Source organism: Ferdinandcohnia salidurans, assembly GCF_042680725.1.
Classification (GTDB): Bacteria; Bacillota; Bacilli; order Bacillales; family Bacillaceae_L; genus Ferdinandcohnia; species Ferdinandcohnia salidurans.
Genome location: NZ_JBHUEK010000025.1, coordinates 114,666 through 129,452, shown reverse-complemented (window position 1 = coordinate 129,452; position 14,787 = coordinate 114,666). Strand labels below are relative to the sequence as shown.

15 protein-coding genes are annotated in these 14,787 nt (G+C 39.2%); all 15 read left to right on the top strand.

Going from position 1 to position 14,787, the window contains the following annotated elements:
• Positions 1-116 precede the first annotated feature (116 nt).
• The 15 genes from ACFSFW_RS15150 (at position 117) to csrA (ending at position 14,740) form a co-directional block, all read left to right on the top strand.
• Positions 117-4,613 carry a S8 family serine peptidase gene (locus tag ACFSFW_RS15150; protein WP_388039477.1) on the top strand — a complete coding sequence of 1,499 codons (4,497 nt, stop codon included), beginning with the start codon at positions 117-119 and terminating at the stop codon, positions 4,611-4,613.
• A gap of 88 nt (positions 4,614-4,701) precedes the next feature.
• Positions 4,702-5,238, top strand: a complete 537-nt coding sequence (locus tag ACFSFW_RS15145; protein ID WP_388039475.1) for a BsuPI-related putative proteinase inhibitor — start codon at positions 4,702-4,704, stop codon at positions 5,236-5,238.
• A 145-nt stretch (positions 5,239-5,383) separates the two neighbouring features.
• Complete coding sequence (locus tag ACFSFW_RS15140) at positions 5,384-6,226, top strand: DegV family protein (RefSeq protein ID WP_388039474.1); 843 nt, start codon at positions 5,384-5,386, stop codon at positions 6,224-6,226.
• Between the two features lie 60 nt (positions 6,227-6,286).
• Positions 6,287-7,777 carry an ATP-dependent helicase ComFA gene (locus ACFSFW_RS15135; RefSeq protein WP_388039472.1) on the top strand — a complete coding sequence of 497 codons (1,491 nt, stop codon included), beginning with the start codon at positions 6,287-6,289 and terminating at the stop codon, positions 7,775-7,777.
• Positions 7,778-7,843: 66 nt separating this feature from the next.
• Positions 7,844-8,431, top strand: a complete 588-nt coding sequence (srtD, locus tag ACFSFW_RS15130; RefSeq protein WP_388039471.1) for a class D sortase, LPxTATN-specific — start codon at positions 7,844-7,846, stop codon at positions 8,429-8,431.
• Positions 8,432-8,612: 181 nt separating this feature from the next.
• Positions 8,613-8,894, top strand: a complete 282-nt coding sequence (locus ACFSFW_RS15125; protein WP_304216796.1) for a late competence development ComFB family protein — start codon at positions 8,613-8,615, stop codon at positions 8,892-8,894.
• Positions 8,895-8,897: 3 nt separating this feature from the next.
• Positions 8,898-9,602 carry a ComFC family protein gene (locus ACFSFW_RS15120; RefSeq protein WP_388039469.1) on the top strand — a complete coding sequence of 235 codons (705 nt, stop codon included), beginning with the start codon at positions 8,898-8,900 and terminating at the stop codon, positions 9,600-9,602.
• 84 nt (positions 9,603-9,686) lie between these two features.
• A complete protein-coding gene (locus ACFSFW_RS15115; protein WP_388039467.1) occupies positions 9,687-10,094 on the top strand; it encodes a TIGR03826 family flagellar region protein in 408 nt (135 codons plus the stop codon).
• A gap of 73 nt (positions 10,095-10,167) precedes the next feature.
• Positions 10,168-10,428, top strand: a complete 261-nt coding sequence (flgM, locus tag ACFSFW_RS15110) for a flagellar biosynthesis anti-sigma factor FlgM (RefSeq protein WP_388039465.1) — start codon at positions 10,168-10,170, stop codon at positions 10,426-10,428.
• A 21-nt stretch (positions 10,429-10,449) separates the two neighbouring features.
• The gene (locus ACFSFW_RS15105; protein ID WP_388039464.1) at positions 10,450-10,932 is read left to right on the top strand and encodes a flagellar protein FlgN; all 483 of its coding nucleotides are present in this window, start codon (positions 10,450-10,452) and stop codon (positions 10,930-10,932) included.
• Positions 10,933-10,947: 15 nt separating this feature from the next.
• Positions 10,948-12,513, top strand: coding sequence for a flagellar hook-associated protein FlgK (flgK, locus tag ACFSFW_RS15100; protein WP_388039462.1), 1,566 nt, complete (start codon positions 10,948-10,950; stop codon positions 12,511-12,513).
• 9 nt (positions 12,514-12,522) lie between these two features.
• On the top strand, positions 12,523-13,401 hold the full coding sequence (gene flgL, locus ACFSFW_RS15095; RefSeq protein WP_388039460.1) for a flagellar hook-associated protein FlgL: 879 nt from the start codon (positions 12,523-12,525) through the stop codon (positions 13,399-13,401).
• A 42-nt stretch (positions 13,402-13,443) separates the two neighbouring features.
• A complete protein-coding gene (locus tag ACFSFW_RS15090; protein WP_388039458.1) occupies positions 13,444-14,034 on the top strand; it encodes a DUF6470 family protein in 591 nt (196 codons plus the stop codon).
• A gap of 17 nt (positions 14,035-14,051) precedes the next feature.
• Positions 14,052-14,495 carry a flagellar assembly protein FliW gene (gene fliW / locus ACFSFW_RS15085; protein ID WP_388039456.1) on the top strand — a complete coding sequence of 148 codons (444 nt, stop codon included), beginning with the start codon at positions 14,052-14,054 and terminating at the stop codon, positions 14,493-14,495.
• A gap of 11 nt (positions 14,496-14,506) precedes the next feature.
• Positions 14,507-14,740, top strand: a complete 234-nt coding sequence (gene csrA, locus ACFSFW_RS15080; RefSeq protein ID WP_388039454.1) for a carbon storage regulator CsrA — start codon at positions 14,507-14,509, stop codon at positions 14,738-14,740.
• The last annotated feature ends 47 nt before the right edge of the window (positions 14,741-14,787 follow it).

Below are 14,787 nucleotides of genomic sequence, written 5' to 3'. Positions count from 1 at the left end.
TAACATTTTAGGTGTTCCAATAGAACATAAAATAGGAAAAAGGGGAGGGGCATCAAAAGATAGAGATAATTGGAAATGGTCTACAGAGATATGAGAATGAAAGAGGGGAATAGGTATTGTCGAAAAGTGGTAAGTTCTACAAATTATTTAATAGTTTACTAATCTTAATTCTAGTATTCTCGTTTTTTGCTCCAGGATTAGTATCCGCAGAATCAACCTCTACGAAAAATATAAATTTAGACGAACGAAAAGCTGTAATGAAACAAGTAATTGAAGAACAAGAAGCACTTGTTTCAGAAAAACCAACGATTCACCCATCCTTGGTAAATTTAAATGGCGACAAGAAAGTTTCAGTAATAGTACAACTATCAGAGAATCCAGTTGCTCTTGAAAAGGGGAAATTGGAGTTAACAGGTAAATCACTCTCTGTAGCAAAAGAAGCGGATATTGAAAAAAAGGTTATAACGCAACAAGCATCTTTTGAAAAGAAGTTAAAAGAAGCAAAAATTAATGGAGTAAAAGGGCATTCATATCAAAAAGTATTTAATGGTGTGTCTTTAACTCTATCTGCTAAGGATATTCAAAAGCTTGTGAATATTAAAGGCGTCGTACGAGTAGAGCCAGATAGTCAAAGATACGCATTGGGTGAGATTTCTCCCGTAGATGGTAAAGTTTCAGCGGCGATGAATACAAGCAATTCCCATTTAGATATTCCTGCTATCTGGGATATGGGTTATGAAGGTGAAAATGTAAAGGTAGCAGTATTAGATACGGGAATTGACTATAATCACCCTGAATTTGAGGGTATTTATAAAGGTGGATACAACTTTGTTCTGCATGGTAGCGACTATGCTCGTGACCGTGCTGATAATGATCCGTATGAGACAACACCAAAAGATAGACCAGCTCATATGCCTGAAGTTAACTCTTCTGGTCGCACTTTCTATACGGACCATGGTACACATGTTGCAGGAACAATTGCTGCGATTGGTGCCAATGCTTATGGAATTAAAGGAATTGCACCAAAGGTTGACCTATATGCGTATCGTGTATTAGGAGCCTATGGAAGTGGAGCAACTTCTGGAATTATTGCAGCAATTGAGAAGTCTGTAGAAGAGAATATGGATATTATTAATCTATCATTAGGTGGAGGAAGTACTAGCGAAACCGCGCCTGACTCGATTGCGATTAATAATGCAGTTCTTGCAGGAGTAACTGCGGTAGTTGCTACTGGTAATAGCGGCCCAGGACGATCTAGTATCGGAAATCCATCGACTGCAACACTCGCCATTTCTGTTGGGAACTCTACTTTACCATCAGAAACAATCCAGGCTAAAATGTCTGTGAAAGCTGGTAATTTTGAAGATGAGTACAATGTAGGCTTAATGGGCTGGACATTTGCATCTGATCCAGAAGTAACTTTATCTGGAACATATGATGTAGTTGCAGTTCCTGGCCTTGGATCAGCAACTGATTATAACGGTCTAGATGTTAATGGAAAAGTAGCACTCGTTTCTCGTGGAGAAATCGCATTTGTCGATAAGATTGCGAATGCAAAAGCTGCTGGAGCACTAGGCATTATTATTCATAATAATATTGAAGGTGCTGGACCGGCTGGATTCTTACTTGGGGATTCATTTAAATTCATCCCTACATATGACATTCCTACAGCGAAAGGAAAAGAATTCAGAGACGCGATCGCAGCAACTGATAATAAGTTAGGTCAAGTAACTTTCAGCAACTATGTAAAAGGAACAATTGCTGGAGACGATATTAATGATTCAAGTTCACGTGGTCCATCTACGCCGAACTTTGATATTAAGCCAGATGTATCGGCACCAGGTACAAATATCATGTCTTCTGTACCAGCATATGGTAAGGATTATCCAGATGCGGATTATTCGGAAAGCTATGACCGTTTTACTGGTACAAGTATGGCAACACCGCATGTAGCGGGAATTGCAGCATTACTACTATCAAAGAATCCAGATTGGAAACCATCCGATATCAAAGTAGCTTTATCGAATACTGCAAAGCAACTTGACACTGGATTATATGACGTGTTTGCGCAAGGTGCTGGACGTGTTCAGCCATTAGAAGCTATTAATGCGGAAACGTTAGCATATGCATTGGATACAACGCAGTTTGAAGGTAAAACAGTCAACCATGAAAAAGGAACAGTTACTTTTGGAAAAGTAATTCCTAATCCTGAGTCGGAAACTACTATCACAAAGCAAATTGAAGTGAGAGATTTAGTGAGTAAATCTACTAACTTTGATGTAAGTGTTGAAGTAACAAAAGCCGCGACAGGTGCATTAACTGATGCTAAGGTAACCGTTGACCAATCATCATTTACACTTAACGGCACAGAAACACTTAATATAACATTAACTGTTCCGGCTGGTGAAGATTCTCCAGGTAACGAATTACTTGGATATATCCACATCATAAGTGAAGGAACAAAACTAGCATTACCATTTGCAGCAGCATTTTCTGACGAAGGTCCGTCAGGATTGGAATACTACCAATTAACGGAATATGCAATTTCTCCAAATGGTGATGGGGAAACTGAAGAAACACTTCTTCAGTTCGGTCTTCTAGGTGATGAAGCACTTATGTCCATTGAATTATGGGATGCGGCTAATCCAGAAGGGGGACCATTTGGAGATGGGTATTTAGGATATTTTGCATTCCAGTCGCTACCTGCGGGCAATTGGCAACTTCCTATCGGCGGTACTTACTTTGATTGGGAAACAGATGAAGAAAAAGTGATCCCAGAAGGTGTTTATACTGTAGATATGAATTCTTGGGATATAGAAAATCTTGCAATCAGTCCACTAGGCTGGGATGGACCATTATTTGTAAAGACATCATCACCGGAAATTTCATTCAATGCAGTTGAAGGAGAAATTGAAGGATCTGAATATGTCGTCAAAGGTTCAATTGCTGACAAATTCGTTGATTTTAAATCAACTGTTGAAAATGTGTTTGGTATTCCATATGACGTAAATAATCAATTAGGTGTTTCATATGAACTAGTGAATAAAGATGGAAGCACGATTGGTGGAGGTTCAATTACCATTGCACAAGATGGTACATTTGAAATTCCATTAACAGTTCTTCAGTCTGGTGAAAATACATTAACTCTAACTGTTGAGGATAGCGTTGCAAACTCTGCAACTCAAGAAGTTAAACTTCCAGTAAAAGAAGCTGAAGAGCCAAAAGATATTGTGGTTTCATTAACACCTTCTACAACTGAAGAAACAGAAGGACCAGTTACTGTAACTGTTGCTACCGACAGTGAAGAGGAACTTGTTGCTCTTAAATGGTTGAAAGGTGAAAAAACTGCCGCAGATTTTGTTGAGGGCGGAATCGATATTAGCCTTGAAGAAATGAAATTTGACGTAATTGAAAACGGTACGTACACAGTTTATGCGAAGAATAGTGTAGGTGTAGAAGCGGTACAAACTATTACTGTTGGGAATATCGTTGTGCCACCAGCACCGATTTCGATTGAATTAACACCATCAACTACAGACCCGACTGAAGGTCCAATTACTGTAACTGTTACAACAGACAGTGAAGAAGAACTTGAAGCGGTCAAATGGTTAGAAGGACAGAAAGAGATTTCTGATTTTGCAGAGGCTGGAAATGAAGTAAATCTTGAAGCGCTGGCATTTGAGGTATCTGCTAATGGAACGTATACTGTATATGCAAAAAATACTGCAGGTGTAGAAGCGGTGCAAACAATTGTTGTGGACAATATTGTTGAACCAGTAAAACCAATTTCAATCAATCTTACTCCATCAACAACAGAACCAACAGAAGGTCCTGTATCGATTACAGTTGCAACAGATAGCGAAAGTGATCTAGTCGCAATGAAATGGTTACAAGGTGAAAAGACAACTGAAGACTTTGCGAATGCTGGGGCAGACATTGATCCAGAAACAAAAACGTTTGATGTTGTTGTAAATGACACGTATACAGTTTATGTGAAAAACCTTGATGGTGCAGAAGCACTAAAAACCATTAAAGTGGAAAATATTATTGTACCAACTGAACCAGTTACAATTGAACTTACACCATCCACTACTGAGCCAACAGAAGGTCCAGTTATAATTAATGTTGATGTAGATAGTGATGTAGTTGCAATGAAATGGTTAGAAGGCGAAAGGACAGTCACTGATTTCCAAAACGATGGAATGCAAATTGACCTAGAAGAGAAGTCGTTTGCTGTTATCAAGAATGGAAAGTACACAGTCTATGTGAAAAATAGCGATGGAACTGAAGTCGTACAAGTAATTGAAGTAAACAATATTAAACTAAAAGTGGAGCCTGAGAACCCAAGACCGGGAGATCCAGATCCACAACCAAATCCGGACCCACAGGATCCTAAACCAGAAGATCCAAAACCACAGGATCCGAAGCCTGATAACTCTGGAAAACAACCGAGTGGATCAGACGATAATGGGGATAAAGATGATAATGGAGACAAACTTCCAACAACGGCAACTTCCATATTTAATTACCTATTATTAGGGGGAGCCTTACTACTTGCTGGAGTTATTGCACTGTTTATCCTGAACCGAAGAAATAAAAATGTTACACTTTAATTCTTAATCGAAACCTGCCTTTACTACAAAAATTTTATAGTAGAGGTAGGTTTTTTTACGAACACATATACATTAAAAGGAGATGAATATGAAAAAAACCCTACTTTATCTGATTGGCGGGCTCGCAGTCATTTGTTTTATCATATTTATTGTACAAGAGAAATCTGATGAAGTAATAAAAGAGGAGAGGGAAACGATAATAACGGAGGATGAGGCTGATATGAGGAATAATCGTAAAAAGTTAGGAAAGATTACTAGTTCAACGAAAAAAATCATTGGATTGAATCATATAGAAACCTCTATTTCAAAAAAGGAAACGAACAATGGAATCTCAATTATTTATGAACTTTATAATGCTGGGGACCAGGATATTAATCTACAATTTCCATCCAGTCAAGAGTATGATTATGAAATATTTAATGAAGCTGGAGATTTAATTTACCGCTATTCGGATGAATATGTTTTTGCGCAAGTCATTAGGGATGTTATTTTTGCAAAAGGCAAGACTTTAACCTTTGTAGCTGGACTCCCCAAATTAGAAAAAGGTGAATATAGAATATCATTTTGGGCTGCTGCTAAAGGATTGGATACATTAAAAGAAGAAATAACAATTCGTGTTGAATGATGAATCTTGTTTGGTTTACAGGGTGGCCGATATATTTGATTTCGCATAAAACACCGGGTCCTACATACAGATAAACGAGTGACATCCCCGTCAATTTCATTTAGAATGGAAATTATAAAGAAACTCAGACAGGAAGGTAAACTATATGAAAACGGCGATTGTAACTGATAGCACAGCTTACATACCACTGGAACTCCGTGAAAAACTTAATATACATATGATTCCGCTAAGTGTCGTATTTGGTAATGAAAGCTACCGCGAGGAAGTCGACATTACAGCAGAGGCGTTTTACGATGAACTTAAGGCGCGCAAGGAATTGCCAACAACCTCACAGCCTCCAACTGGGGAATTCGTAGAACTTTTTGAAAAGCTTAGTAAAGAAAATGATGCCATCATTAGTATTCATCTTTCAAGTGGAATAAGTGGAACTTACCAAGGTTCCGTGACAGCGGGTGAAATGGTAGAGGGTGTGAAAGTTTACTCATTTGATTCTGAAATTAGTTGTATTGTGCAAGGCTTTTATGCGCTTGAAGCGGCTGAGTTGACGAATGAAGGCAAGTCTGCAGACGAAATAGTAGCCCGACTTGAAGAAATGAAGCAAACTATGAGGGCCTATTTTATGGTTGATGACCTCACTAATCTTCAGCGTGGCGGTCGTTTGAGTGGAGCCGCGGCATTTGTAGGAAGCTTGCTTCAGGTGAAGCCAATTCTTAACTTCGAAGATAAAGTGATTGTTCCTTTTGAAAAAATTCGCACACGTAAAAAAGCGTTGAATCGTGTATTCGAATTATTTGATGAAGATGCAAGTAAAGGTGTGCCAATGCGAGCAGCACTGATTCACGCAAACATTGAGGAAGAAGCAAAGCAATTAAAGGCAGAGGTTGAAAAGAAATACCCACATGTTGAATTTTTACTAAGCTATTTCGGCCCCGTGATTGGAACCCATCTGGGTGAAGGTGCGATTGGGTTAGGTTGGTATATGAAATAAAAAACTGGTGCCGTACCTGGGTGCGGCGCTGTTTTATGAATAATAAAATTGGAGGTTACCATGAGGTTTTTACTAGAAAACGAAATATTAATCCCCGAACCATTATCGGACAAGCCTGGCTGCAAACGAATATCCGACCATGGATTAGGCTATCCTCAACTACTAAATCCTTCCTATGACTACTCTTCAGAACTCCAACACCTACTCTACGGCAAGCAACTCCTACTCGAAGAAATACCATTTTCCCTTGAAGATGTACATCAACACTATTTGAACGGTTATATCCATTACCGAAAGTGTATTACGAAAACAAAAGAAGGTTATTCATGTGTTCGCTGTGGCAATTCGGATCAAAAGCTTTTTGCGTCGTTTGATTGTGCAAGATGTCAGCAGGAATGTAAGTATTGCCGGAAGTGCATTAATATGGGGCGGATGAGTGAGTGTACGGTTATGGTGAGTTGGGCGGGGCCAAGACCGACAGTAGAAATCCCGGATAAACCACTTGTATGGGAAGGAACACTCTCTGCTGGACAACAAAAAGCTTCCACAGAACTTATTCGAGCGGTTCAGACAAATGATCAGCTCCTGATTTGGGCCGTGTGTGGAGCGGGAAAAACGGAAATTCTTTTTGAAGGAATTGAAACGGCACTTGAAGCAGGTAAAAAGGTTTGTATTGCTACACCACGAACCGATGTCGTTATTGAGCTAGCCCCGCGGATAAAAGCCGCATTCCCACAAGTTGATGTCATTTCCTTGTATGGAGGAAGCGAGGATCGTAACAAGACAGCCCCCATCACTCTCTCCACAACCCACCAATTGCTGCGCTTTTACAAAGCCTTTGACATGATTATCATCGATGAGGTGGACGCCTTCCCGTATTCCGTGGAACCCATGCTACAATACGCTGTCAACCAGGCGAAAAAAGAGATTGCCTCGACCATCTACCTCACTGCAACTCCAAACAAAACATGGAAAAGTGAAATTTCATCTGGAAAAAGAAAAGCTGCCACGATTCCGGCGAGGTTTCATCGCCATCCATTACCGGTGCCTGAATATGTATGGTGTGGGAACTGGGAAAAGAGACTAAAAAAGAAAAGGCTGCCAGGGAATGTGATGGGTTGGATTAAGGAACATCTTGATATCGGAAAACAAGCCTTCCTGTTTGTCCCCCGGATTACCTATCTAGAAAGCATCGTCCAACTTTTACAAAACATCGACCCCCGAATTGAAGGCGTTCATGCTGAGGACCCCAACCGCAAAGATAAGGTAGCACGCTTCCGTATCGGCGAAATTCCAATCCTTGTCACAACGACCATTTTAGAACGAGGCGTAACTGTTCCAAACATTGATGTGGCTGTCCTGGGTGCGGAGGATCGAATTTTTACCGAGAGTGCCTTGGTCCAAATTTCAGGAAGGGTTGGACGCAGTGCAAAATTTCCGACTGGTGAGATTTTATTTTTTCATTTCGGAAAAACAAAAGAAATGTTAAAGGCGAAACATCATATTGAAAAAATGAATAAAGAGGCCCTTCAAAACGGCTTCATTGATTGATTTTGTAGCCCATTTTGATTATGATTAAAGATAACGGACAAAGAACGAAAATGGTGGTGATTTCCAGTGAAAAAGGTTGTTTATACGTTTGCGCTTTTGTTAATCATCGGTGGAGTTTCATTGACAGGTTACTCGGTTTTTCAAATTTGGGATTCAAATCAGGCACAAAAAGAAGCATTGGTTCAGGCAGAGGAACTTATCTCAACCTCTCCTGTAGAGGAAGAGGCAGAAAAGGAAATTGTGATTCCAACCTTTGAAAAAGGCGAGACAATGGGAGTTTTAGAAGTTCCAAAGCTTGGTGAGAAAATGCCAATCATAGAGGGAACGGATGAGGATGAACTCGCAAAGGGCGTAGGTCATTATCTCGGCACCGCGCTACCGACGCAAAACGATCAAATTGTCCTCTCAGGTCATCGCGATACCACTTTTAGACGCTTTGATGAACTTGCAATCGGTGACACATTTGTTGTGAAAATGCCATACGGTGATTTTACCTATGAAATAGTGGATACGAAAATCGTGGATGCGGACGACCGGACCATCATTAAATCAACAGCGCCAAACGAGGAGCTTATTGTAACAACCTGTTATCCGTTCGGATACATTGGAAACGCGCCACACCGCTTTATTTTTTATGGAAAAATGGTTAATTGACCTTGTGACCCCTAAGCTGGACGGAATCTGGCATAGGGGTTTTTCGATAGGACCAAAGCATTATTTTTCGATCGTTAAAAAGGAATAATACGAAGGTCTGTCAAATTAAATGAGTAGGCCAAAAGTATTTCCAATTAATGTTTATTGTGTGATAATGAAAAAAGAGAATGGAGAGGTTCATATGAAGGTTTTTAATGCAATGGAGCCATTAGTGGCTGAAGCAATTAATGATAATTGGTCTGAATTTAACCTGCCTTGTAAATGTGAACAATGTAAAAATGATGTGTTTGCCCTCACGCTAAATAATATTCCACCTCGTTATGTCTCAAAAGACAGTGGGATGGCGTATGTTCGGGCTCAATATTTTAATAAACAAATGATGGCGAATATCTATGTGAAAATCGCAGAAGCCGTGAACATCGTAGCAAAAAATCCTCAATGCGCAAATTTTCAAAGGAGCTAACCGATGTCTACATGTATTCTTTGCCATCAATATTTTGAGGAAGTGGATTCATGGGCGACCCTGTTTTCTTTAGTAGAACCTGATCCACTTTGTTCTACTTGTAGTGAGAAATTCGAAAAAATAGAAGGCGAATTTTGCGAATGTTGTGGCCGACTTTTTTCGGATGTGGCCGACGAATATCGTGAAGGAAACCTCTGCTATGACTGCGTTCGCTGGGAACAAGATTCCAACTTTCAAGGTGTCCTTACAAAGAACCGGTCGATTTACCTCTATAATGACTTTGCAAAAGATGTGATCTCCCTTTATAAATTCCGCGGTGATTTTGTGATTTCTTCAATCTTTAAAACCCCTCTTAAAAAAGCTTTCAAAACTCATTTTAATTCTTCCTATCTTGTTGTTCCAATTCCATTAAGTGACGAGCGTTTGTATGAACGTGGATTTAACCAGGCTAAGGCGCTAGCAGCGTTGTTGGAAGTGCAGGTACACGAGGTGATGACGCGGACTCATTTGGATAAGCAATCAAAGAAGAATCGTTCCGAGAGGATTCTTGGTGAAAATGTATTCCGAGTGACCGGCGAGGTTCAGGGTAAAGATATTTTGTTAGTAGATGATATTTATACGACAGGCTCGACGCTGAGGCATGCGGGAAAAGTGTTGGTAGAGGCAGGGGCGAAGTCGGTCTCGTCGTTGACGTTGATGAGGGGGTAGATATTTCAAAAATCTGTCACTATAAACTCCTCCAAAACCACCGATATAATAGATAGAAAAAAGGTGTTCGAGGAGAGAATCAATATGGCGGAACTAATGAATTGCCCAAATTGCGGAGGACTATTTGTAAAAACGAATCTACGTGATGTATGTGAAAAATGCTATAAAGAAGAGCAAATCGCGTTCGAAACGGTTTATACGTTTATTCGAAAAAAGGAAAATCGGACAGCAACTATCTTTGAGACCTCAGAGGGAACGGGTGTGGATGAGGAATTAATCATCAAATTTATTAAAAGCGGACGTTTGCGTCTTGCGCAATTCCCAAACCTTGGATATCCATGTCAAAAATGTCGCACTATAATTAGGGAAGGTAATCTATGCGACGACTGTACAAAGGAACTTCGTAGTGAATTATCTACTTTCCAAAAAGAACAGGAACGAATGCGAGAACTGCGAATTCGTGAACAAAGAACGTATTATGTTGATAAATAATCTAAACTTTTTCATGTCGCTGCCGATATAAAATAAAAAGAAATAAAGTTCGGATAGAAAGTGAGGTTTTACCATGAAAATTAACCAGTTCGGACCAGTCGGAATGAATCCATATAAAAAGCAAATGAACAAGGTTGCTGCTACAGAAAAATCAACCCAAACGGATAAAGTGGAGATCTCTTCGGCTGCAAAACAGTTGCAGGAAACATCACCTATAACCGTTGAACGTCAACAAAAGGTTGAAGCCCTTAAACAACTAGTACAAAGCGGTACATATAAAGTAAACGCAGAGGACGTTGCGAAAAGCGTATACAATTTTTATTTTAAAAAGTAATGTGAAAAAAGGAGGGTCATTATGTCTGCAGAAAACTTAGTCTCAACGCTCAAAAAGATTCTTATTCTACATCAAAACCTACTTAAGCTATCTGAGCGAAAAACAGAAATTCTAAAAAATGGCGACATCGATGCCCTCAACGAACAAATGAAAGAAGAACAAAAATATATTTTGGCAATAAGGCAAATGGAAAATGAACGGATTACCATTGTCGATAATTTGCTTGGACCACGTGTTCGAGAGAAGACATTATCGAAGTGTATTGAGGTTGCAGGTGAACCAATTCGCTCAGAGTTAGTGGGATTGCTTGAAGAATTAGTAAAAGTTACTCGCGATTTAAAGGTTGTCAACGAATTAAATCAACAGCTCACACACCAGTCACTGCAGTACGTGAACATGTCGTTGGACATGCTACTACCACAGGAACAAACTGCTACCTATGGCAATCCAGCGGGAACAAAAGAGAAAAAGCAAACACGTTCGATGTTCGACTCAAAAGCTTAAACGGAGGATGGAAAAATGGTATCAACTTTTCATGGACTAGAAACTGCACGCCGCGGCATGATGACCCAGCAAAGTGCGTTATATACAACTGGACACAATATCGCAAATGCGAGTACACCTGGCTACACAAGGCAACGTGTCAACTTCACCCAGACAAATCCATATCCATCTCCTGGTCTAAATGCACCTAAATTTCCTGGACAACTTGGAACAGGTGTTGAAGCCGGAACAATACAACGTGTGCGCGAAAGCTTTTTAGACGTTCAATTTCGTGGTGAGCAAACAAAAACAAGCTACTGGGAAACACGCGCAAACGCTTTGGGTAAAATGGAAGAAATCATGAATGAGCCATCTGAAACAGGTCTTGCAAACACAATGAACCAGTTTTGGCAGTCGCTGCAGGATTTAGCGGCTAACCCAGAAGACCAAGGTGCACGTTCGGTAGTGCGCCAACGTGGAGAAATGGTAGCAAACACTTTCAATTATCTATCAAACTCTTTAACTGCGATAAAAGACGACTTTGGCAAACAAATCAGTGTAACTGTGAAAACAGTAAACTCGCTTTCTGATCAGATTAGTAAAATAAATAAACAAATTTCAGAGATTGAGCCAGTCGGTTATTTACCAAACGATTTATACGACGAACGTGATCGGTTAATTGATGAGCTTTCAAAATACGTGGAAATTAAGGTTCACCCTCCAAGAAGCAGTGGTGGTGATTCCCTACCGGTTGCTGAAGGAATTCTAGACATTTCAATCGTTGGTGAGAACGGAACAGAGACCAAACTGATTGATGGAAGTAATTTTAAAAAGCTTTCAGTCGTTCCTGCAATGGATTCTGACGGAGACGGAGTGAATGATCAACCAACCGGGCCTGTTACTGGTTTCCAATTAGATGGACAAACTATTCCTTTTGTACGTAGCGGGGAAATGAAAGCATTAGTTGAGGCATTCGGTTATGTTGATAGCAACGGCGAGGAAAAAGGCATTTACAACAAGATGCTAGATGACTTGGATAAAATGGCTTATTCGTTTGCCAATCAGTTTAATAACGTTCATAAACAAGGATATACATTAAAAACTTCAACAGAACCAAGTGTGCAGGGTGGCGACTTTTTTACTCCATTTACTGGAACTGGGGCAAAAGCACATGCTGGAGCAGCATCGACTATCAGTATTTCTTCTAACATTGACAATCTCAGCCATATTGCTGTTTCAACGATTCAAGGTGAATCAGGAAATGGCTACAATGCTACAAATTTAGCAAATGTTAAAAATGCAGACTTCGGTAAACTAGCTGGCTTCCCAATAACAGCCGGAAGTATTCAGTCCTTCTACGAATCTCTCATTGGTTCTATGGGAGTAGATTCCCAGGAAGCAATCCGAATGGCAGATAACTCTGCGGTATTGAAGGATTCAGTCGAAAATCGACGTCAATCGGTAAGTGCGGTCTCATTAGATGAAGAAATGACAAACATGATTAAATTCCAGCATGCATACAACGGTTCGGCTAGGATGATTACAGTCCTTGATGAAATGTTAGATCGAATCATAAATGGCCTAGGTACTGGTGGAAGGTAGGTGTAAAACATGCGCGTAACACAATCCATGTTAACAAATAACATGCTCCGAAATCTAAGTAACAGTTACGAAAGACTTGGTAAATATCAGGATCAATTAAACACTCAAAAGAAAATAACAAAGCCCTCCGACGATCCAGTAGTTGCAATTAAGGGCATGCGCTATCGTACAGACCTTGCAGAGATTGAACAATACCAACGGAATCTATCCGAAGCATACACATGGATGGAGTCAGCGGACGATGCGATGGATAAGATGACTCAGGCACTTCATCGTGTTAGGGAGTTGACGGTGCAGGCGAGTACGGGGACGAATGGTGCAGATGAAAAGAAAAATATTGCAATAGAGATTGCGCAATTAAAAGAGCATATTGCTACTGTTGCTAATACTAAGGTTGGGAATAAGTTTATCTTTAATGGTACAAATACAACTGAAGCTCCAGTTGATTTAGCTACTAATAAGATTCCGTCAACAAGTAGTGATGTGTTGCTTGAGGTTTCAAAAGGGGTTCAGATGAATGTGAATGTGAAGGCTACAGACCTATTGCAAGGTAGCAATGCAAATGACATTTTTACTGAACTGGATAATTTAATAAATGATCTAAGCTCCAATGGCGACGTTGCTAAGTATCTTGACAGTTTAGATGACCATAGTTCTAACATTGTTACAAATCGTGCAGATCTTGGAGCAAGATATAACCGTGTGGAACTTATTGATGACAGACTTAGTTCGCAGGAGGTAATTGCAAATAAAATTATCTCAGAGAACGAAGATGCTGATATGGAAAAGGTAATAATTAATTTAACAACTGCAGAGGCAGTGCACCGTGCATCACTTGGAGTTGGATCTCGAATCATTCAACCCACACTTTTAGACTTTTTACGTTAAGCTATCTTATAAAAAGATAGCTTTTTTGATAGAGGTGAAACTATGGAATTAGCCCAAATTCGATTAGAATCTCAATATGCTAAAATTGGAATTCGTAAGAACAATCCAATTCAAGAAATCCAACAACCAAAAGCAGATTTATCAATTGAACAGCCCAAAGCTGAATTAACGATCCAAACTACGCCTGGGAAACTAACAATTGACCAATCTCAGGCAAGAGCGGACATGGACCTAAAAAGCATTTCTCAAAGAATTGCGGAGGCTGCTGACAAGGGTTATCGGGATTCCCTTGAAGGTGTTGCAAGGCGGGCACAAGAAGGAAATGAATTAATGAAAATCGAAAACGGTGGAAATCCAATTTCTCAAATTGCTAAAAGAAATAGTGAAGGACCTGAGTTGCAATTTAATATAGGTTGGATACCGTCTCACTTTAGTGTTAAAACTAATTATGTTCCGGCAGAAGTGGACATACAGGTTAAAGTGAATAAGCCAGTTATAAATGCTAACATTAATAAACCAATTCATGAGTACACTCCTGGAAAAGTAGATATTACTTTAGATCAAAGGCAATCACTAAAAATTGACTTTGTAAATTTAAAATATATCGGTGTGAACTACGAACAAGAGATCTAAAATAAGGTTGTGAAAAAATGAAAATAGATACGAAATATCATGGTGAGATACATATAGAGGAAAAAGAAATTATCACATTTGCAAATGGTATACCTGGATTTTTAGAAGAAAAGTGCTTTGTGATACTACCTTTTGGAGAAGATACTAGTATTTCAATTATGCAGTCAGTAGGAAATTCACAATTGGCATTTGTCGTAACAAACCCGTTTTTCTTTTTTAAAGAGTATGATTTTAATCTTGATGATCAAGTAATTGAACAACTTCATCTGGAATCAGAAAAGGATATTTCAGTTTATGTGATTTTAACCGTGAAAGATCCGTTTGAAAAAACTACGGCGAACTTGCAAGCTCCGGTAGTTCTAAATACAAAAAAACAATTAGCTAAGCAAGTTATATTAACAAATACTTCATATCAAACAAAGCATTTAATTTTTGAAAAAGGAAAAGTATCTGCTAAATAGGAGGTGGGAGTATGCTTGTATTAACTAGAAAGATCAATGAATCAATAAAAATTGGTGATGATATTGAAATTACAATATTATCAGTGAGTGGAGAACAAATTAAAATCGGAATAGAAGCACCAAAACATATTGAAATCCACCGGAAAGAAGTTTACCTAGATATTCAAAATGAAAACAACCAAGCCTCCCAAACTTCATTTGATTTGTTAAAACAGCTGAATATCAATTTTAAGAATACCCGTTAATCTAAAAATGATAACGGGTATTTTTATTTAAGAATTTTGTAGAAAAA